This is a genomic window from uncultured Anaerotruncus sp. (genome assembly GCF_902490045.1).
GTDB lineage: Bacteria > Bacillota > Clostridia > Oscillospirales > Ruminococcaceae > Anaerotruncus.
This window is the reverse complement of sequence record NZ_CABUCJ010000001.1, coordinates 14,307-32,437: the sequence shown is the minus strand read 5'-3', so window position 1 is coordinate 32,437 and position 18,131 is coordinate 14,307. Positions and strand designations below refer to the sequence as shown.

Annotated in this window: 23 protein-coding genes and 1 pseudogene; 19 read left to right on the top strand and 5 right to left on the bottom strand. The window is 55.9% G+C overall.

Annotated elements, in window-relative coordinates; translation table 11 throughout:
• Positions 1-103 precede the first annotated feature (103 nt).
• The 3 genes from RDM88_RS00195 to RDM88_RS00185 are packed head-to-tail and all read left to right on the top strand — an operon-like array spanning position 104 to position 1,377.
• Entirely contained in the window at positions 104-475 is a 372-nt protein-coding gene (locus RDM88_RS00195; RefSeq protein ID WP_308751966.1) for a hypothetical protein, read from the top strand.
• Between the two features lie 40 nt (positions 476-515).
• The gene (locus RDM88_RS00190) at positions 516-1,199 is read left to right on the top strand and encodes a hypothetical protein (RefSeq protein ID WP_308751964.1); all 684 of its coding nucleotides are present in this window, start codon (positions 516-518) and stop codon (positions 1,197-1,199) included.
• On the top strand, positions 1,186-1,377 hold the full coding sequence (locus RDM88_RS00185) for a hypothetical protein (protein WP_308751962.1): 192 nt from the start codon (positions 1,186-1,188) through the stop codon (positions 1,375-1,377). Before RDM88_RS00190 ends, RDM88_RS00185 begins: the two co-directional genes overlap by 14 nt.
• 248 nt (positions 1,378-1,625) lie before the next feature.
• On the opposite strand, the gene RDM88_RS00180 is transcribed toward RDM88_RS00185, so the two are convergent.
• A complete protein-coding gene (locus RDM88_RS00180; protein WP_308751960.1) occupies positions 1,626-1,967 on the bottom strand; it encodes a hypothetical protein in 342 nt (113 codons plus the stop codon).
• Positions 1,968-2,151: 184 nt separating this feature from the next.
• Here RDM88_RS00180 and htpG point away from each other — a divergent pair, with 184 nt between their 5' ends.
• The 3 genes from htpG (at position 2,152) to RDM88_RS00165 (ending at position 6,518) form a co-directional block, all read left to right on the top strand.
• The gene (gene htpG / locus RDM88_RS00175; RefSeq protein ID WP_308751958.1) at positions 2,152-4,056 is read left to right on the top strand and encodes a molecular chaperone HtpG; all 1,905 of its coding nucleotides are present in this window, start codon (positions 2,152-2,154) and stop codon (positions 4,054-4,056) included.
• A gap of 133 nt (positions 4,057-4,189) precedes the next feature.
• A complete protein-coding gene (locus tag RDM88_RS00170; protein WP_308751956.1) occupies positions 4,190-5,530 on the top strand; it encodes an MATE family efflux transporter in 1,341 nt (446 codons plus the stop codon).
• A gap of 43 nt (positions 5,531-5,573) precedes the next feature.
• Positions 5,574-6,518 carry an L-lactate dehydrogenase gene (locus RDM88_RS00165; RefSeq protein WP_308751954.1) on the top strand — a complete coding sequence of 315 codons (945 nt, stop codon included), beginning with the start codon at positions 5,574-5,576 and terminating at the stop codon, positions 6,516-6,518.
• 35 nt (positions 6,519-6,553) lie between these two features.
• On the opposite strand, the pseudogene RDM88_RS00160 reads toward RDM88_RS00165, so the two are convergent.
• From RDM88_RS00160 to RDM88_RS00150, 3 genes and pseudogenes are all read right to left on the bottom strand, one after another.
• Positions 6,554-7,303, bottom strand: a pseudogene (locus tag RDM88_RS00160) (nucleoside recognition domain-containing protein); the annotation flags it as partial.
• Positions 7,304-7,347: 44 nt separating this feature from the next.
• Positions 7,348-8,964 carry a recombinase family protein gene (locus RDM88_RS00155; RefSeq protein WP_308751952.1) on the bottom strand — a complete coding sequence of 539 codons (1,617 nt, stop codon included), beginning with the start codon at positions 8,962-8,964 and terminating at the stop codon, positions 7,348-7,350.
• A 35-nt stretch (positions 8,965-8,999) separates the two neighbouring features.
• Positions 9,000-9,188 (bottom strand): AbrB/MazE/SpoVT family DNA-binding domain-containing protein, encoded by a 189-nt coding sequence (locus RDM88_RS00150; RefSeq protein ID WP_308751950.1) that lies wholly within the window; start codon positions 9,186-9,188, stop codon positions 9,000-9,002.
• Between the two features lie 235 nt (positions 9,189-9,423).
• Between RDM88_RS00150 and RDM88_RS00145 the strand changes: the two genes are divergently transcribed.
• The 5 genes from RDM88_RS00145 (at position 9,424) to RDM88_RS00125 (ending at position 12,700) form a co-directional block, all read left to right on the top strand.
• Positions 9,424-10,461, top strand: a complete 1,038-nt coding sequence (locus RDM88_RS00145) for an aldo/keto reductase (protein WP_308751948.1) — start codon at positions 9,424-9,426, stop codon at positions 10,459-10,461.
• A 111-nt stretch (positions 10,462-10,572) separates the two neighbouring features.
• Positions 10,573-11,463: a LysR family transcriptional regulator gene (locus RDM88_RS00140; RefSeq protein ID WP_308751946.1), complete on the top strand. Its 891-nt coding sequence runs from the start codon at positions 10,573-10,575 to the stop codon at positions 11,461-11,463.
• Positions 11,464-11,560: 97 nt separating this feature from the next.
• Positions 11,561-11,911, top strand: a complete 351-nt coding sequence (locus tag RDM88_RS00135) for a MerR family transcriptional regulator (protein WP_308751944.1) — start codon at positions 11,561-11,563, stop codon at positions 11,909-11,911.
• Positions 11,912-11,916: 5 nt separating this feature from the next.
• The gene (locus RDM88_RS00130) at positions 11,917-12,465 is read left to right on the top strand and encodes a flavin reductase (RefSeq protein ID WP_308751942.1); all 549 of its coding nucleotides are present in this window, start codon (positions 11,917-11,919) and stop codon (positions 12,463-12,465) included.
• A 25-nt stretch (positions 12,466-12,490) separates the two neighbouring features.
• Positions 12,491-12,700 carry a tautomerase family protein gene (locus tag RDM88_RS00125; RefSeq protein WP_308751940.1) on the top strand — a complete coding sequence of 70 codons (210 nt, stop codon included), beginning with the start codon at positions 12,491-12,493 and terminating at the stop codon, positions 12,698-12,700.
• 15 nt (positions 12,701-12,715) lie between these two features.
• On the opposite strand, the gene RDM88_RS00120 is transcribed toward RDM88_RS00125, so the two are convergent.
• Positions 12,716-12,919, bottom strand: a complete 204-nt coding sequence (locus RDM88_RS00120; protein ID WP_308751938.1) for a hypothetical protein — start codon at positions 12,917-12,919, stop codon at positions 12,716-12,718.
• Positions 12,920-12,980: 61 nt separating this feature from the next.
• On the opposite strand from RDM88_RS00120, the gene RDM88_RS00115 reads away from it, so the two are divergent.
• From RDM88_RS00115 to RDM88_RS00080, 8 genes are all read left to right on the top strand, one after another.
• Positions 12,981-13,532 (top strand): flavodoxin, encoded by a 552-nt coding sequence (locus RDM88_RS00115; protein ID WP_308751936.1) that lies wholly within the window; start codon positions 12,981-12,983, stop codon positions 13,530-13,532.
• Positions 13,533-13,686: 154 nt separating this feature from the next.
• Positions 13,687-15,042 (top strand): flavodoxin, encoded by a 1,356-nt coding sequence (locus tag RDM88_RS00110; RefSeq protein ID WP_308751934.1) that lies wholly within the window; start codon positions 13,687-13,689, stop codon positions 15,040-15,042.
• A 33-nt stretch (positions 15,043-15,075) separates the two neighbouring features.
• The gene (locus RDM88_RS00105; protein WP_308751932.1) at positions 15,076-16,023 is read left to right on the top strand and encodes an aldo/keto reductase; all 948 of its coding nucleotides are present in this window, start codon (positions 15,076-15,078) and stop codon (positions 16,021-16,023) included.
• A gap of 76 nt (positions 16,024-16,099) precedes the next feature.
• Positions 16,100-16,426 carry a carboxymuconolactone decarboxylase family protein gene (locus RDM88_RS00100; RefSeq protein ID WP_374045386.1) on the top strand — a complete coding sequence of 109 codons (327 nt, stop codon included), beginning with the start codon at positions 16,100-16,102 and terminating at the stop codon, positions 16,424-16,426.
• Positions 16,427-16,441: 15 nt separating this feature from the next.
• Positions 16,442-16,924: a flavodoxin gene (locus RDM88_RS00095; RefSeq protein WP_308751930.1), complete on the top strand. Its 483-nt coding sequence runs from the start codon at positions 16,442-16,444 to the stop codon at positions 16,922-16,924.
• A 10-nt stretch (positions 16,925-16,934) separates the two neighbouring features.
• Positions 16,935-17,111, top strand: coding sequence for a DUF4177 domain-containing protein (locus RDM88_RS00090; RefSeq protein ID WP_308751928.1), 177 nt, complete (start codon positions 16,935-16,937; stop codon positions 17,109-17,111).
• A 56-nt stretch (positions 17,112-17,167) separates the two neighbouring features.
• Positions 17,168-17,578, top strand: coding sequence for a cupin domain-containing protein (locus RDM88_RS00085; RefSeq protein ID WP_308751926.1), 411 nt, complete (start codon positions 17,168-17,170; stop codon positions 17,576-17,578).
• Between the two features lie 13 nt (positions 17,579-17,591).
• A complete protein-coding gene (locus tag RDM88_RS00080) occupies positions 17,592-18,131 on the top strand; it encodes a flavodoxin family protein (protein WP_308751924.1) in 540 nt (179 codons plus the stop codon).

Genomic DNA, 18,131 nt, shown 5'->3' with positions numbered 1-18,131 from the left:
ACTTGTCTGCAAATTGATGATTGTTTCTGTTCCCAGCCACCATTATACTAAACTTATACAGAAACAACAACTGTTGTTTTAATAAATTGTGGAGGTAAATTAAATGAAGAAAAGCAGTTTTGTCGCAATGGTATTAGGAACGGTCAGCGGGGTTTTATTCGCCCTCGGAATGTGTATGGCTCTCATCCCGGAGTGGGGAGCATTTCAGCCGGGAATTGTATTCGGGTGCGTCGGGCTTCTGCTTGGGCTTGTTACGCTGATCGTATGGCGGAAAATGGAACACAAAGCGCCTATCGAGTTTTCGGGTAAAACGGTTTTTGCGGTTATCGTCGGCGTTGTCGGCGCTTTGGCGTTGGGCGTTGGAATGTGTTTCAGTATGGTTTGGGGTAAGATGATTCTGGGAGTTGTAATTGGTCTGATTGGCCTTGTTGTCTTGCTCTTCTTAATTCCCTTAACAAAAGGCGTAAAGGAATGAACTATGCCGCGCATTAAACGGCATCATCGGGTTTAATGGTATGAGTATAAAGCAAAACGTACTTGATAAAATCGAAGCCACAGAATTCGGAAAACGAATGGTGAAGGAACAGCGATACAGAATGGTATCAGCCGCAGCTTGCGGTTTCTCTGTTAATCTGCTGTATGCTCTCTATCATGGGGCGCTTGGTATTGCCAATCGGTCACTATGGTTTATTACTGTATGCGCTCACTACACCATTTTGAGTACCATGCGTTTTTCAGCCGTTTTATGTGAATGGAAAAGCAATTCTACGGACTCTCTCGACACAGAATATTTTGTGATGAAGCTGTCCGGTATGCTGCTTGCTGTATTAAGCTTTGTTTTGACAGGCGTAATTTACATTAGCTCAACAGAAAATATCGTAACAAAGTATAATCCCGTGATTATGATAACCATTGCCACTTACACTTTCTATAAAATCACAATGGCAATCATACGTGCAGTGAAGCAGCGAAAAAATCCCTCGCCCTTGCTTGCGACTATTCGCAGTATCGGCTATGCGGATGTAGCCGTGTCCGTTTTAACCTTACAGCGGTCTATGTTTGCTTCTTTCGGAAGCATAGGCGATTTCAGCGCACATATTATGGATATCTTAACCGGAGCTGCTGTCTGCCTATTTGTTTTTATGCTTGGCGTCACAATAACAAGAAAAGGAAAGGTGTGTAGTTATGGCAAAATCTAAAATTGTAAAAGCAAATGAAAAGATTGCCGAGAAGGTTGTTGGAGCATTTGGGAAAATTGAGGACACCGTTGTTGGCGGATATACTAAAATAGAGGATGCCTTTGTTGACCGCTATCTTACCAAAGACGGCGAAACCATAGGAGACGCGAAGAAAAGATTACGGGGAGAACATGAATAGTAAAAAAACCATTAAGCTGCGGTTAGTGTGCTGCCTTTCGCGCCTTACAGAAACGGCAGCTTTGAAGATTCAATAGAAGGTATTTTTATATCCCCCTCAAAAATGGCGTTCTATTGGCGTGACAAAATGAGAAAGACGGGTAAAAAGCAATCGCTTTTTGCCCGTCTTTCTCCGCATCCTGTATGGCAGCTACCCTGTTTCAAACAGCAGGACGGTCAGCACGACCGCAACCAGGGCGTGCCGGCGTTTCACACAGCTCCCCCGTCAAACGGGCAGACGCGGGAATCCGCCGTTTCAGGCGTGTCCCGTACCGGCATCTGCGCAATGGCGACCGGCTCCGCCGTGTCGTAGACGGGCATCAGCTCCGCGTCAAAACCGTAGGAAGGCAGCTGCTCGGCGGCGGGCGCGCGCAGCTCGAGCACCCGGCCGTCTCCCGTCACGCGGATCGGGCGGTCGTCGGGCAGCAGGCGCATCTCAACCGTCTCCGCCGGCGGCTCGGGCGGCCGGGCGGTAAGCGCCGGGGAGGCGGCAAGCAGTGTCAGCGCCGCCGCAATGCAGGCAAATTTCAGCAGATGATTGATCCGGCCCATGCCGGTCCCCCCTTTTTGTCCTTCTGTGAAATCAGTGGCGGAAAAAGCGTGTTTTACTGCCGAAAATGTTAACAAATTAGACTTGATTTTTCCTTTGACTTATATTATAGTATTGTTAGCACTCATACTAATTGAGTGCTAACTTTTCGTTTCTCATGAAATTCTCATAGAAAGGTCTGGTTTCATGCGCACCAAGCAGTTCAAGGCCGAGAGCAAGCGGCTGCTCGAATTGATGATCAATTCGATCTACACCCATCGGGAGATCTTTCTGCGCGAACTGATCTCCAACGCCTCCGACGCGATCGACAAACTCTACTACCATTCCCTTTCGGACAACCTCACCGGGCTTTCAAGGGACGATTTTTCGATCGAGCTGGCGGTCGACAGGGAGGCCCGCACCCTTACGATCACGGACAACGGCTGCGGCATGACGAAGGACGAGCTCGAAAGCAACCTCGGCACGATCGCCAAGTCGGGCTCCCTCGCCTTTAAGCAGGAAGAGGAGGGCGAGCACAGGGATGAGATCGATATCATCGGCCAGTTCGGCGTCGGCTTCTATTCCGCGTTTATGGTCGCCTCCCGCGTCACCGTCTACAGCCGCCCCTACGGCTCGGACGAGGCGTGGAAGTGGGAGAGCCGCGGCGTGGAGGGCTATACGATCGAACCCTGCGAGATGGAAGGCCACGGCACAAAGATCGTGCTGACCCTCAAGGAGAACGAGGGCGAGGAGAACTACGACGAGTTCCTCGAACCGCACCGCATCTCCGCGCTTGTGAAACGGTACTCCGACTACATCCGCTACCCCATCCGCATGGACATGCCCACGCGCCGCCTCAAGGAGGGCTGCCCCGAGGACAAGCCCGAATATGAGGACTGCACCGAGCACGAGACCCTCAACAGCATGGTGCCCATCTGGAAGAAGAACAAATCGGAGCTGAAGGACGAGGACTATAACAACTTCTACAAGGAGAAATACTTCGATTTCGAGGACCCGGCGCTCGTCATCCACAGCTCCACCGAGGGCGCGGCGACCTACAACGCCCTGCTCTTCATCCCTTCCCGCGCCCCCTTCAACTACTACTCCCGCGACTACGAGAAGGGGCTCCAGCTCTACGCCTCGGGTGTGCTCATCATGGACAAATGCGCCGACCTGCTGCCCGACTGCTTCAGCTTCGTGAAGGGCCTCGTCGACTCGCAGGACCTCTCCCTCAACATCTCCCGCGAGATGCTCCAGCACGACCGTCAGCTCAAGGTGATCGCCGGACGGCTCGAAAAGAAAATCCATTCCGAACTGCTCTCGATGCTCAAAAACGACCGGGAGAAATACGAGAAGTTCTGGAAAAACTTCGGCCTCCAGCTCAAATTCGGCGTCTACAACGACTACGGCGCCAAGAAGGACCTGCTCCAGGACCTGCTGCTCTTCCACTCGTCGAGCGAAGGGAAGCTGGCCACCCTGTCGGAGTATGTCGGCCGCATGAAGGAGTCGCAGAAATATATCTACTACGCCTGCGGCGAGACGGTGGACAAGATCAACCTGCTGCCCCAGACCGAACTGCTCCGCGACCAAGGCTACGAAATCCTCTGCCTCACCGACGACGTGGACGAGTTCGCGCTCAAGATGCTTTTCAAGTATGAGGACAAGGAATTCAAGTCGGTCGCCGACAAGGACCTCGGTTTGGAAACCGAGGAGGAAAAGGAAGAGATCAAAAAGCAGAACGAGGAGAACAAGGATCTGCTCGGCTTCCTGCGGGACGCCCTCGACGGCAAGGTCAAGGAGGTGCGCCTTTCCAGCCGGCTCAAATCCCACCCCGTCTGCCTCTCGAGCGAGGGCGCGGTTTCGCTTGAGATGGAAAAGGTGCTCAGCGCGATGCCGGGCGAACAGAAGCCCAAGGCGGAGCGGGTGCTGGAAGTCAACGCCTCCCACCCCGTCTTTGCCGCGATGCAGAAGCTCTACGCGGATGAGGACGGCCGCGGCCGGCTGGGGCAGTACGCCTCCCTGCTCTATTCGCAGGCGCTGCTCATCGAAGGGATGTCGATCGACGACCCCGTCGCCTTCTCCAACGCCATCTGCGATCTCATGTCAAAATAACGAACCACGGGCTTTCAGCGGACAGCATTTTTGTGCTGTCCGCTTTATTTGTGCGAGATGCCAAAAAGTCATTGACTTTTTTCGTGCAGGTACTATAATGACTCCGTTATTATGATGTGAACAGGGGACGCTTATGGATCAAAATGTCAATTCCCGCGGGTATCTCTTTCAGCTTACCTGGCCAATTTTCGTCGAGCTGGTCCTCCAGATGCTCGTCAGCAACGTCGACCAGATGATGGTGGCCCGCACTTCCCCCACCGCCGTCGCAGCGATCGGCAACGCCAACGTCATCACCAACCTGCTGCTCATCTCCTTCTCGGTCATCTGCATGGCGGCAACCATCCTGATCACCCAGTATATCGGCGCGGGCAGCACCGAGCGGGTCGCCCAGACCTACACCGTTTCTCTCGTGGTCAACGTCACGCTCTCGCTCGTCATCTTCGTCTCCCTCACCTTCTTTTCCACGCAGATCTACGGGCTGATGGGGGTCCCGGCGGAGCTGATGCCCGAGGCGAGCGCCTATCTGCGCATCATCGGCGTCGGCATGCCCCTGCAGGCCATCCACCTGACCTTCGTCGCCTTCTTCCGCGCGCACGGCCTCACCAAGCAGACGATGTTCATCTCGATCGTCATCAACCTCCTGAACATCGCCGGCAACTTCCTCCTCATCGGCGGCATGGGACCGATTCCGATGCTCGGCGTCGCGGGCGCGGCCATCTCGAGCGACCTGTCCCGCCTGGTCGGCGTCGTCATCGTCATCTGGCTCTTTAAGCGCACGGTCCGCACCCCCGTCGATTTCCGAAACCTGCGCCCCTTCCCCGTCGACCACCTCAAGCGCCTTCTCAAAATCGGCATCCCCTCGGGCGGCGAGTCGATTTCCTACAACCTGACCCAGATCGTCATCCAGACGATGTGCAATTCCCTGCCCATCTTCGTCATCACGGCGCGCGCCTATTCCAACATGTTCGCGATGCTCTCCTACATCTACGGCTCCGCGATCGCACAGGCCACCCAGATCATCGTCGGCTATCTGATGGGCGCGCGTAAGATCGAGGAGACCGACCGACGCGTCAACGCGACGCTGCGCGCCGCGATGCTCGTCTCCTTCGTGATCTCGCTGCTGCTTTTCCTGCTCTGCGAGCCGCTCTTCGGCCTCTTTACGAGCGACCCGCAGGTGCTTGCCATGTGCCGGACGATCATGGGCATCGAAATCTTGCTCGAACTCGGGCGCGCGGCCAACATCGTCCTCTTCCGCGCGCTGCAAACGGCGGGGGACATCCGCTTCCCCATCTGCCTCAATGTCACCACCGTCTGGACGGTCGCGGTCGGCGGCGGCTACCTGCTCGGCATCGTCCTCGGGCTCGGGCTGCCCGGCATCTGGATCGCCATGACCTGCGACGAGTGCTTCCGCGGGCTCGTCTCCTTCCTGCGCTGGCGCAATGGAAACTGGCGCTCCAAGCATCTGCTCGACTGATTGGGGCATACTAATCCGGAAATCTTTTGACCGGAGTGATCCCATGAAAAAATCCATAAGCAAGGTCGCCGTCATCGGAGCGGGGCTCGTCGGCTCCTCCACCGCCTTCAGCCTGCTGACACAGGGCCTCTGCGACGAAATCCTGCTCGTCGACCGCAACGCCGAACGCGCCCATGGGGAGATGATGGACCTGCGGGACGGCATCGACTATCTCGGCCGCAACATCCGGGTGACGGCCGGCGGATATGCCGGCTGCGGCGACGCGGACATCGTCGTCATCACCGCCGGGCCGCCGCCCCGCGAGGGCCAGACCCGGCTTGACACCCTCGGTCTCTCGAAGGAGATCGTCCGGTCGATCGTCGGGCCGGTCATGGAGGCGGGGTTCTCGGGCATCTTCCTCATCATCTCCAACCCGGTGGACATCATCGCGCAGTACGTCTGGAAGCTCTCCGGGCTGCCCAAAAGCCAGGTGATCGGCACCGGCACCGCGCTCGACTCCGCCCGCCTCAAGGCGCTCCTCGGCGAGCTGATCGGCGTCGACCCGCGCAGCGTCCACGCCTTTGCGCTCGGCGAGCACGGCGACAGCCAGATGGTCCCCTGGTCGCGCGTCACCGTGGGCGGCAAGACCTTCGACGAGGTCCTGCAGGACAATCCCGGCCGCTTTGAGGGGGTCGACCTCGACCGGCTTGTCCACGACACCGTCCAGGCAGGCTGGGAAATTCTCAAGCGCAAGGGCACGACCTACTACGGCATCGCCACCACCGCGGCGGGTATCATCAAGTGCATCCTGCACGACGAAAACCGCATCATCCCCGTCTCCACCCTGCTCGAGGGAGAATATGGCGAACGCGGCGTCTTCTGCGGAGTGCCCGCGGTTATCGGGCGCGGCGGAATCCAGGAAATCGTCCAGCTCCCCCTCACTGGCGCCGAGGAAGAAAAATTCCACGCCTCCTGCGAGGTCCTGCGCGGCTTCGTCAAGGACCTTTAAAAAAGCGTCCCGCTTAAAAGCGGGACGCTTTTTTCTTATGCCAGCCCGAACAGCCGCGCCGCGCCCGCGACGAGGAAGCAGACGACCATGCCGATCACCGTCGGCACGAGGAAGGAAATCGCCGTCCACTTCCAGCTCTGCGTCTCCTTGCGTATGGTCAGGCAGGTCGTCGAGCAGGGCCAGTGCATCAAGGAAAAGAGCATCGTGCACACCGCCGTCAGCCAGGTCCAGCCATTGTCGACAAGCAGCGTCTTGAGCTGCGCGAGATTGTCGAAGTCGAGGATGCTCCCCGTCGCCAGATAGGCCATGATGATGATCGGCACGACGATCTCGTTGGCCGGGAACCCGAGGATGAACGCCATGAGGATCACGCCGTCCAGCCCGAGCAGCCGTGCGAAGGGATCGAGGAAGCCCGCACAGTGGGCCAGCAAACTCATACCCCCGACGGTGACGTTGGCCATCACCCAGATGACGAGCCCGGCCGGCGCCGCGACGACGATCGCGCGCCCAAGTACGAAGAGGGTCCGGTCAAAGATCGAACGGACGATCACCCTGCCGATCTGCGGACGGCGGTAGGGCGGCAGCTCAAGGGTAAAGGAGGACGGCATCCCCTTGAGGATCGTGCAGGAGAGGAGCGCCGACACCGCGAAGGTCATCAGCACGCCGAGCACGATGACAGCAGTGAGCAGCAGGGTCGAAACGACGGAGGAAAACGCGCCCACCGCGCCCCCGACAAAAAACATCGTGATAATTGCAATAAGGGTCGGGAATACCCCTCCCGGAGGCTGGAAACCTCCGGAGCAACGAGAGACAAGCGGCTGATAAATTCCTATCCCTTGTACACAAAAATATGGAGGTCCTTGCCGTCCCACTCCAGCTTCTTCACGAACAGCCGGACGAAGTCGCGCTTCTCGTGGATGGTCATGTCGTCGAAGTGTTCCTTGAAGCCCGAGAGTGCCCAGGAGAGCGCCGCAATCTGCGCTTCTCCCATCTTCGCGCCCAAATGAGCCTGTTTTGCCTGCGCCTTGGCAGCCGTCAGCCGCTTCAGTTCCTCGTCCAATTCCTCCATCCGGGCGCTCACATGCCGCACCACTGATTCGTTCCCCCCGGATGCTGCCAGCGTTGCCACCAGGCCGTCCATCTCCCGCTGTGCCTTTTCCATCTGGGCACCGAAATGCCCCGCCGGGTCTGCTGGTATCTGGTCCTCAATCTTCTTTTTCAGCGCGTCCAAAAGCTGATAGATCCCGTTGTCCTCATGGACGTAGTCCATCAGATACTCAGATACCTTGTGATCCGCCTGCTGCCCGCTCAGGTTCTGGCAGTCGCAGAGCCCTCCATCCCGCAGCTTATTTCCACAGATGTAATCGAACAGCGTTTCGCTGTTGCTGCGGCGTTTGGCAAACATCCGCGCCCCGCACTTGGAACAGAAAATCTGTCCCGAAAGCAGCGAATAGTCGTTGTAGCTCAGTGGGGATTTCGCGATGTTCTTCTCCGACCTCTCCTCCAAAAGCTGCTGCACCCGCACCCAATCTGCGCCGCTGACGATCCCCCGATGCTTGCCGACCGCGATGATCCACTGGGATTTATCCAGCCGGGAGTGGCCTTTTCGGGTATAATTTCGCTTGTTGTAGGAAAGAAGCCCATATTTGTCCGAGCATCCCTCAAGCGGGAAACACACATCCGACCCGCAGCTGACGAAGTAGTCCCGCGCGGCACGATCGGCGATGCAGTAGACTGGGTTGCGTAAAATATCCTTGATGCCCGGCAGCGAATAGGGGTCTCCATTACGGTTACAGATGCCGGCATGAATCAGATACTTGGAAACGCCGTTCAGCGAACGCAACTCCAAATACTTCTGGAACAGGAGCTTAACCGTGCCGATCTCAGCGGGATTGGACTTCAGCTTGAACGAGGTCTTTACTTTTCCATCGACGACACACTCTTCAACTTTCTCGCTTTGGTAGCCGGTAGGCGGAGCTCCGCCCAGCCAGCGGCCGGTGCGGGCCAGCATCAGCATATTGTCCCGCACCCGCTCGGCAATCGTCTCCCTCTCGAGCTGGGCGAACACGCTCGCGATGTACATCATCGCCTTACCCATGGGCGTGGAGGTGTCGAATTGCTCCTTGATGCAGATGAATCCGATGTCCCGCGATATGAAATCCTCCACCAACGGTGCAAAGTCCCCCACACTGCGGCTTATGCGATCGAGCCGGTAGCAGACGATGTAATCCGGTTTCTGCTTCTTCGAGTCGGCCAGCATCCTTTGGAACTGCGGCCGGTCGAGATTTTTGCCGGAAAAGCCCTCGTCCTCGTAGACGGTGACCTCGGCGGCCCTGCCACCATCAATACGGTTTGTGATGTACTGCCGACACATCTCCACCTGATTTTCGATGGACTCGCCCTTGCCGGTCCAGACCGACTTGCGGCTGTAGATGTAAATCCGCATAACTTTCACCTCCTTTGAAAAATAGAACAGTCAACTTATTCCGCTTCTTCTACAAAGGTCGCTTTCACCAATGCGTCCAAGGGTATCTTGGATGCATTTGAAAGATAGATTTTTCCATTTTCTTCAATAAAAAGGATCTTGTCTCCTTCTTTGACGCCCAATTTTCGGCGGATACCAATCGGTATCGTAATTTGCCCTTTGGCGGTAATCTTTGCAAGCTCCATCTATGACGCCCCTTTCGCCGAGTAATGTATTCCTTACACTAATTATATCAAAGCAATTGGAAAAATCAAAGACTTCCAACGCTTATATAATTAGAACATCATAAAATATAGAGAAATAAATTTGCAAAAGGCATTTCTGACAATACATTTTAAGTATTAGCTATATCAGTAACAAGGCCCTATAATGAAAGTAACCTGAGGAGTTCTTCGTTTATGTATGAAAGGCGGATGAAAAGTGGAGTACACAAAACTGGGTGCTTCTGATTTGCGAGTCTCGCGAATCTGCATGGGCTGCATGGGCTTTGGCGACGCGCAGAAGGGCCAGCACTCTTGGACGCTGGATGAAGCGCATTCCAGAGAGATCATCCGGCGCGGCTTGGAGCTGGGCGTGAATTTTTACGACACGGCCATCGCCTACCAGAGCGGCACCAGCGAGCAGTATGTGGGCCGGGCGCTGCGGGATTATGCAAAGCGCAACGAGGTGGTCGTGGCCACCAAGTTCCTGCCCCGCACCGCCACGGATCTTGAAAACGGGATCAGCGGGCAGCAGCACATCCAGCGGATGATCGATAAAAGCCTGCAAAATCTCGGCATGGACTATGTGGATCTCTATATCTACCATATGTGGGATTTTGCAACGCCGCTTTACGAGATCATGGACGGACTCAACCGCATCGTAAAGGCGGGAAAGGCCCATTACATCGGAATCTCCAACTGCTTTGCGTGGCAGCTTGCCAAGGCGAATGCCCTGGCTGAAAGAGAAGGCTTTGCGAAATTTGTTTCCATTCAAGGACATTATAACCTGCTTTTCCGCGAGGAGGAACGGGAAATGGTTCCCCTCTGTCGAGAAGAAAACATTGCGTTGACGCCCTACAGCGCGCTGGCCGGAGGACGGCTTTCCAGGCACCCTGGTGAGACATCGAAACGTCTGCGGGAGGACAGCTACGCGAGATTCAAGTATGACGCCACAGCGCAACAGGACGGTGTGATCATCGAACGTGTGGCGGAGCTGGCCAAGCAAAAGGGTATTTCCATGACGGAAATCTCTCTGGCGTGGCTGTTGACAAAGGTGGATTCTCCAGTTGTCGGCGCCACCAAGCTCCATCATATTGAGGGCGCAGCAAAGGCTGTGGAGCTTACCCTGTCAGAAGAAGAAATCTGTTATTTGGAGGAAGCCTATATTCTTCACAAGCTGGTGGGCGTGATGGCGGAAAACAATGAAAAAATGTTAAAGGCTTCACCCACCTGGTCAATTGGGGACCAAACACTCTGAGGCCCTCTTATTCTGTTTGAAAAACAGATATAGGAATATAGCATTTCTTAACATAAGATATGTTGATTATGCGTTAACCCTGTGCTATACTGTGGGCAAAGAGGTGAGCCTATGGAACTGCGTGTATTAAACTATTTTTTGATGGCGGCCCGGGAGGAAAACATCACAAAGGCAGCTCAGCTTTTGCACGTGACGCAGCCTACCTTATCCCGCCAGCTCATGCAGCTGGAGGAGGAACTGGGCGTCAAGTTGTTTCAGCGGAGCAACCACAGTATCATCCTCACCGAGGAGGGGATGCTCTTAAAGCGGCGGGCGCAGGAGCTGATCAGCCTGGCGGAAAAAACAAGGCTGGATTTGATGCAGAAGGATGCGGAGCTGACGGGTGAAATCTCGATTGGCTGCGGCGAGCTGCAAAGTGTGGACTTCCTTGCGAAGCTCCTGGCCCGATTTCAAGCAGAGCACCCTCTTGTTCAAATGAGCATTTTCAGCAGCAATACGGACAGCATCAAGGAGCGCATCGAAAACGGACTCCTGGATATGGGGCTTGTGCCCGAGCCTGTGGACATGACAAAATATGCTTTCTTGCAGGTGCCGCAGAAGGAAACCTGGGGCGTACTGGTTCACAAGGATTCTGAACTTGCCGGGAAACAGTCCGTCAGCCCATCCGAACTATTGAATGTCCCCTTAATGGTTCCCAACGGTAATCTGATTCAGGGGTTCATCGCCAACTGCTTTGGGGTTGATTTTGACGATCTGCATATCGTGGGCCTCTATAACCTGCTTTACAATGCGGCAATCCTGGTGCGCAACAAAATCGGCGCAGCCGTCTGCATCAAGTTGGATTGCAGTTATGACGATACCTACTTTATTCCACTTTCCCCGCCCATGGAGAGCGGTTCTGTTTTGGTGTGGAAGAAAGATCAGATGACCGCTCCCACCACAGCCGCATTTCTTGAATACTCCCAGAAATGCGTAACAGGCATTTCAATGAATACGATATAAGTATTAGACATATCAATAGGCGAGTTTTATACTAAAGGCGTACCCGAGAGGGAGCGCCTTTATTTTTTATTCCGCGTGGAGAGGAGTCAAACAAAAAATGACAAAGACGGAAGCAAGTGAGCATTACAACATCCCTGTAGAGGTACTGGACGAATATGAAAGCTGGGGACTCTGCGGTGAGGTCAAAAAAGTCATGGGCGCATGGCAGTATGACGACAGGGATATCGAACGCCTCAGCATGATCATGACCCTGCACGATATCGGTTTCAGCAACAAGGAAATCGAAACCTATATGCGCCTGATGCTGGCGGGAGACTCCACCGAACAGGAGCGGCTGCGGATGCTAACCGACAAGCGCAGCGACACGCTGGACGAAATCCATTTCCGGGAAAGGCAACTGGATCGGCTGGACTATCTTCGGTTTAAAATGAAAAAGAAAGGGATTTGATCGCAATGAAAAAAGATTTGGGCAGTATCGGCGCCCTTTACCCTGTGCCGGTGGTCGTCGTAGGCGCGATAGTGCAAGGCAAGCCTACCTGGACGCTGGCGGCGCATACCGGTATCCCTTCCCATGACCTGGTGATGGTAAGCCTTGCCAAAGCGCACTACATCAATCAAGGGATTCGGGAAAACCGGGCGCTGTCCATCAATGTGGTGGATGAAGGCTGGCTGCAAAAGGCCGACTATGTAGGCTGTGTCAGCGGCGGAAAGACAGATAAATCTAAGGTGTTCTCCTACACGACAGGAGAAGCTGGCACCCCTATGATTGACGAAGCAAAGATTTCCATGGAATGCACCGTGGAAGATGTGTACGAAACCGCCGCGTTTGAAAACTTCATGCTCAAAATCGTCCACACCTTTGCGGAGGAGTCCATTTTGACCAGGGACGGTACAAAACCAGATTTCGGCAAATTCAAGCCAGTATTGTTTGAGATGCCGGGTTATACCTACCTCAAGACCGGCGAGACCATCGCGGCGTGTATGTCGCTTGGAAAACCATGAACGCAGTCTTAAAGGAGGAGATTTTATGCCGCATATTGCAATCACCATGTTCCCAGGGAGAGACGATGAAACCAAAAAGGCGCTGGCGGTCAAGGTCCAGCGGCTGATTTGTGACGAGCTCAAAATTGAAGAAAAGGTCGTGTCGGTTTCTGTTCAGGATGTGCCGAAGGAGGACTGGAAACAGTCAATGGAGCAGATCCCCCCGGAAAGTATGTTCATAAAGTCCGGCATTTGAAAAACCGGCGTCAGATTAACAACCGGGATTGCCCGGATCGTTCAAAACAATTAGGAAGGAGTCAATCAACATGAAAAAAATATTTGCATTCCTCTTAGCCTTTACAATGCCGCTCTCGCTGGCGGCGTGCGGCGGTTCCGCTTCCACCCCATCAAGTTCCGCACCGGCTTCCGCCGCCGCTGTTTCTTCTTCGGCGGTGTCCGCGCCTGTGGAATCCACATCCGAAGCCCCCTCCGAGGCATTCTCTGAACCGACAGCTGCACCGGCGCCATCCGCCGAAATGTCTTCTGAACCGGCATCCGCGCCAGAATCCCTCTCTGAAGAGGCTCCCGCCCAGCCGGAGGAAACCGGCGCAAAGGCGCTGGTGGTCTATTTCTCCTGGTCGGGCAACACCAAAACCATCGCGGGCGAAATCGCCAGCCAGACCGGCGCGGACACGTTCGAGCTGGTACCCGTCATCCCCTATTCCACCGACTACAACACCGTCCTCGACGAGGCGCAGAACGAGCAGAGCGAAAACGCCCGCCCGGAGATCACCGGCGGCATCGAGAACTTCGCCAGCTACGATGTCGTCTATCTGGGCTTCCCCAACTGGTGGGGCGATATGCCGATGATCCTTTACAGCTTCCTGGATGCCTACGACCTGTCCGGTAAGACCATCGCCCCCTTTGTGTCCAGCGGCGGCAGCGGCTTCTCGGGCACGCTCCGCACCATCGCCGGTCTGGAGCCGGGCGCAACCATTACGGACGGTCTTTCCCTTTCCAGCTCCGCGTCCCAAAATCCCGGCGGCGCCGTGACCGAATGGCTGACCAAGATCGGCCTGGCGCAGTAAGCAGGTGAAGTATATGAAGCGATGGACCACACTGGCACTTTCCATTCTGCTGATCTTCTCTTTGTCTGCCTGCGCGGGGAACAAATCGCCCGCGCAAACCGATTACGGGAGCGCTGCTTCAGCTTCAGTCTCCACCCCGTCGCAAGAACAAGAGGTGATCCAGTTCACCCCCTCCGAGGCCGCCCCGGCACAGGTGCCGGAGCCCTTTGTCCTGGTTGAAGGCGGTACTTTCCAGATGGGCAGCCCCGATTCCGAGGCTTGGCGCAGCGGCGACGAAACCCAGCACACCGTGACTGTCAGCAATTTCTATATCAGCGCCTATGAACTGACCCAGGCGGAATATGAATCGGTTATGGGAAGCACTCCCAGCAGCTTTTCCGGGGAGCGGCTCCCTGTGGAAAATGTCTCCTGGCTTGATGCGATTGCCTACTGCAACGCCCGCAGCGAAAGCGAGGGGCTGACGCCGGCCTACACCATCAACGGGCAGAGCGTAAGCTGGGACCGCTCCGCGGACGGCTACCGCCTGCCCACCGAGGCGGAGTGGGAGTACGCCTGCCGCGCGGGAACGACCACGCCGTTCAACACGGAAAACTCCCCCAGCGCGGATGAGGTCAACTACTACGGCCACTATCCCTACCAGATCGAAGAAAACTACTTTTCGCAGGGGAACCTCTCCACCCGGCCCGGACAGTACCGGGAAACCACTGTCGCAGTCGGCAGCTTCGCGCCCAACGCCTATGGGCTGTACGATATGCACGGCAACGTGAGCGAGTGGGTCTGGGATTTCTATGGGGACTATGATGCCGCGGCGCAAACCGACCCCACCGGGCCGGACACCGGCGTCCTGCGGGTGTACCGGGGTGGCGGCTGGAACGACTTCGCAAAAAATATGCGCTCGGCCTACCGCGCCACGATGGAGCAGAACAAGGGCAGCTTTAACCTCGGTATCCGTCTTGCGCGCAACGCGTCGGCGGGGATGGGCAGTGTCAGCACCTTCGGCGCGCAAAGCCAAAGCAACTCGAACGGCGGCAACATCCTGATTGCTTACTTCTCCTGGGGCGGCAACACCCAGGGCGTCGCGGAGGAGATCCAGCGCCAGACGGGCGCGAACCTTTTTGAGATCACGCCGGCAACCCCCTATTCGGACGATTACAATACCGTCCTGGAGGAGGCGCAGCGGGATCAAAACGCACAGGCCCGTCCGGAGCTTGCCGCCCATGTGGAGAACATGGAGCAGTACGACACCATCCTGATCGGCTACCCCAACTGGTGGGCGTCAATCCCTATGCCCATTGCTTCCTTCCTGGAGGAATATGACTTCTCCGGCAAAACGATTATCCCGTTTTGCAGCCATGGCGGCGGCCGCTTCGGGCAGAGCCTGACGGCAATCGCCAAACTGGCCCCCGATGCCGCAATGGGCGAGGCGCTGGATATCCACTATTCCGGCGGCTCCAGCCTCGCGGGCGATGTGAGTGCATGGCTGGAAACAAACAACATTGCAGTAAAGTGATTTTCTTGAAATTCGGAGAAAGGGGACTTTCAAATGAACAACAACACTCCCAAAATCGCGCTGGGCACCTGGTCCTGGGGCGTGGGCGCCGTCGGCGGGGATCAAGTCTTTGGCAATCATCTGGGCGAGGCGGAGCTCAGGCCGGTCTTTGATGCGGCCATGAAAGCCGGACTCAATTTCTGGGACACAGCTGTCGTCTATGGCATGGGCGCCTCTGAGGACATCCTGGGCACGTTCGCCAAAACCTACTCCCGGAAGGATGTGCTCCTCTCCACCAAATTCACCCCCGATATCGCCGGGGAAAGCGAAAACCCCGTAGAAGAGATGTGCAATAGCAGCCTGAAGCGTCTCGGTACGGATTTTATTGACCTTTATTGGATTCACAATCCGGGCGATGTGGAAAAATGGACACCGGGCCTCATTCCCCTCGTTAAGAGCGGCAAGGTGAAGCGCGTTGGCGTTTCCAACCACAATCTGGAGCAGATCAAGCGCGCTGAGGAAATCCTGTACGCCGAGGGTGTGCATCTCTCCGCAGTTCAAAATCATTACAGCCTGCTGTACCGTTCTTCGGAAGATGCCGGAATTTTGGATTACTGTAAAGAGAAAGGAATAGAGTTCTTTTCTTATATGGTGCTGGAGCAGGGCGCGCTTTCGGGAAAGTATGATGTCGCCCACCCGCTGCCGGAGGGCAGTATGCGCGCCGCCACCTATAATCCGCTCCTGCCCCGCATTGAGCGGCTGACCACCGTGATGAAAGAGATCGCGCAGGCGCATCAGGTGGCATCGGCGCAGATTCCGGTGGCGTGGGCAATCGCCAAGGGGACGACTCCGATCATCGGCGTCACCGGCCCCAAGCAGGTGGAGGACGCCGTCAAGGCCGTGAATGTCGCATTGAACGCGAAAGAAATGGCGGAACTGGAGCAGGCCGCTGCCCAGACCGGCGTGGATACCAGAGGTTCCTGGGAAAAACCCATGGTTTAAGCGCAGGCAGGCGGGGCGGTCTAAATGGCCGCCCCGCCTGCCGCTTATCCGAATCAAAGAAAGGTTGGAAGAACTCATGATTGAAAAACAGACCGCCGGACACGACGCTCTTGGGACATTCGCTCCCAAGTTCGCGGAGCTTAACGATGACGTGCTGTTCGGAGAAATTTGGGCGAGGGAGGAGCAGTTTTCCCTGCGGGATCGCTGCATTGTCACCGTCACCGCGCTGATGAGCAAGGGAATTCTGGACAGTTCCCTCCAATACCACATCAGCAATGCCAAAAAGCAGGGCGTCACCGCCGGGGAGATGGCGGAAATCCTGACCCATGCGGCTTTTTATGCGGGATGGCCCAATGCGTGGGCGGCGTTCAAAATGGCAAAAGAAGTGCACGGCGAAGAATGAGCGGAGGTTTTAGAGATGAATGGTAAAAAGATATTGGTGGCGTACTTTTCCTGCAGCGGCGTGACAAAACGAGCCGCGCAGAAGCTGGCGGAGGCGGCGGGCGCGGATCTCTATGAAATCAAACCGCAGGTCCCCTACACCGCTGCCGACCTGGACTGGACGAATAAAAAGAGCCGCAGCAGTGTCGAGATGAACGACCCGGCCTCCCGCCCGGAGATCTCCGGGTCGGTGGAACACATGGAGGATTACGACACGGTTTTTGTGGGCTTCCCCATCTGGTGGTATGTGGCCCCCACAATCATCAACGCCTTTTTGGAGAGCTACGATTTCGCGGGCAAGACGGTGATCCCGTTCGCTACCTCCGGCGGCAGCGGGATGGGAAAGACGGCCGGCATCCTGCGCGCCTGCTGCGCCGGGGAGGTTCGCACCGGGAAGCTGCTGAACGGCAGTCCTTCCAAAGAATCACTGGACGCATGGATCAAAAGCCTTGGGCTGTGAGGATAATGTAATGAAAAAATTTGAGTATAAGGTAATTTCAAAGGGAATTCCCGCGGCCTTGAATGATAAAAAATATGCCGAAATAGCCCACGAAATCGAGGGCGAACTCACTAAACTCGGTTTAGAAGGATGGGAATTTGTTCAGTGGAAAAATACGATGGTCGTACTCAAGAGAGAAGTTGAATGATTCCTGTTTATCGGACAGTTCAAGGAAACATAAATACGAATTGGAGGGACTTTACCATGAACAACGAACAAGCTGGCCTCTTCGGGCTGGGACGGCCCAACGACGCCTTCGCGCAGTATTTCATCGGGCAGAGCTATTTGAATCCTGTAACCACCGAAGGGATGGGGATTTTCAACGTCACCTTTGAGCCGGCCTGCCGCAACAACTGGCATATCCACCACGCCACAAAGGGTGGTGGTCAGATCCTGCTCTGTATGTCGGGCCGGGGATGGTATCAGGAGTGGGGCAAGCCCGCGCGGGAGCTGCGCCCCGGCGACTCGGTGGTCATCCCACCGGAGGTCAAGCACTGGCACGGCGCGGCGAGGGACAGCTGGTTTGCCCACCTCGCTATCGAGGTCCTCGGCGAGAACACGTCCAATGAATGGTGCGAGGCAGTGGACGACGAAACATACGACCAACTGAACTAGAGGGAGGAGCGGCATGAACATCTTCGTCATTGAAAGCAGCCCCCATAAGCACGGCTCTTCCAATTTGTTGGCGGAACAGTTTATCCGCGGCGCAAAGGAGGCCGGCAACACCGTGATCGTATTCGATGCGGGCCACGCCGATCTACATCCCTGCCTCGGCTGTGAGGCCTGCGGTATGTCTGGCCCCTGCTGCCAAAAAGACGATATGGCGCGGGTGCGGGAACAGCTTCTCGCCAGTGATCTGGCCGTGTTCGTCACCCCGCTTTACTATTTTGGAATCTCTGCACAGCTCAAGATGGTGATCGACCGCTTTTACAGCTTTAACGGCGAGCTGACCGCAAAAAAACTGAAAACCGTGCTCATTGCCGCCGCATGGGACAGCAATGACTGGACGATGCGGGAGCTGCAAAGCCATTATCAGACGCTCTGCCGCTATCTGCATTTTCAGGACCAGGGCATGATCCTGGGCGTCGGTTGCGGCACAGTGTCCATGACAAAAGCAACCGAATTTCCTGATAAAGCCTATGCGCTGGGCAGAAAGGTCGGTGGATGA

Excerpts from the sequence above, each read along its gene's own strand:
- RDM88_RS00125 (WP_308751940.1), top strand. The coding sequence starts at position 12,491 with ATGCCGCATATTGCAATCACCATGTTCCCAGGGAGAGACGATGAAACC.
- RDM88_RS00130 (WP_308751942.1), top strand. The coding sequence starts at position 11,917 with ATGAAAAAAGATTTGGGCAGTATCGGCGCCCTTTACCCTGTGCCGGTG.
- RDM88_RS00140 (WP_308751946.1), top strand. The coding sequence starts at position 10,573 with ATGGAACTGCGTGTATTAAACTATTTTTTGATGGCGGCCCGGGAGGAA.
- RDM88_RS00085 (WP_308751926.1), top strand. The coding sequence starts at position 17,168 with ATGAACAACGAACAAGCTGGCCTCTTCGGGCTGGGACGGCCCAACGAC.
- RDM88_RS00115 (WP_308751936.1), top strand. The coding sequence starts at position 12,981 with ATGTCTTCTGAACCGGCATCCGCGCCAGAATCCCTCTCTGAAGAGGCT.
- RDM88_RS00090 (WP_308751928.1), top strand. The coding sequence starts at position 16,935 with ATGAAAAAATTTGAGTATAAGGTAATTTCAAAGGGAATTCCCGCGGCC.
- RDM88_RS00155 (WP_308751952.1), bottom strand. The coding sequence starts at position 8,964 with ATGCGGATTTACATCTACAGCCGCAAGTCGGTCTGGACCGGCAAGGGC.
- RDM88_RS00105 (WP_308751932.1), top strand. The coding sequence starts at position 15,076 with ATGAACAACAACACTCCCAAAATCGCGCTGGGCACCTGGTCCTGGGGC.
- RDM88_RS00100 (WP_374045386.1), top strand. The coding sequence starts at position 16,100 with ATGATTGAAAAACAGACCGCCGGACACGACGCTCTTGGGACATTCGCT.
- RDM88_RS00170 (WP_308751956.1), top strand. The coding sequence starts at position 4,190 with ATGGATCAAAATGTCAATTCCCGCGGGTATCTCTTTCAGCTTACCTGG.
- RDM88_RS00150 (WP_308751950.1), bottom strand. The coding sequence starts at position 9,188 with ATGGAGCTTGCAAAGATTACCGCCAAAGGGCAAATTACGATACCGATT.
- RDM88_RS00080 (WP_308751924.1), top strand. The coding sequence starts at position 17,592 with ATGAACATCTTCGTCATTGAAAGCAGCCCCCATAAGCACGGCTCTTCC.
- RDM88_RS00185 (WP_308751962.1), top strand. The coding sequence starts at position 1,186 with ATGGCAAAATCTAAAATTGTAAAAGCAAATGAAAAGATTGCCGAGAAG.
- RDM88_RS00165 (WP_308751954.1), top strand. The coding sequence starts at position 5,574 with ATGAAAAAATCCATAAGCAAGGTCGCCGTCATCGGAGCGGGGCTCGTC.
- RDM88_RS00195 (WP_308751966.1), top strand. The coding sequence starts at position 104 with ATGAAGAAAAGCAGTTTTGTCGCAATGGTATTAGGAACGGTCAGCGGG.
- RDM88_RS00135 (WP_308751944.1), top strand. The coding sequence starts at position 11,561 with ATGACAAAGACGGAAGCAAGTGAGCATTACAACATCCCTGTAGAGGTA.
- RDM88_RS00095 (WP_308751930.1), top strand. The coding sequence starts at position 16,442 with ATGAATGGTAAAAAGATATTGGTGGCGTACTTTTCCTGCAGCGGCGTG.
- RDM88_RS00180 (WP_308751960.1), bottom strand. The coding sequence starts at position 1,967 with ATGGGCCGGATCAATCATCTGCTGAAATTTGCCTGCATTGCGGCGGCG.
- htpG (WP_308751958.1), top strand. The coding sequence starts at position 2,152 with ATGCGCACCAAGCAGTTCAAGGCCGAGAGCAAGCGGCTGCTCGAATTG.
- RDM88_RS00190 (WP_308751964.1), top strand. The coding sequence starts at position 516 with ATGAGTATAAAGCAAAACGTACTTGATAAAATCGAAGCCACAGAATTC.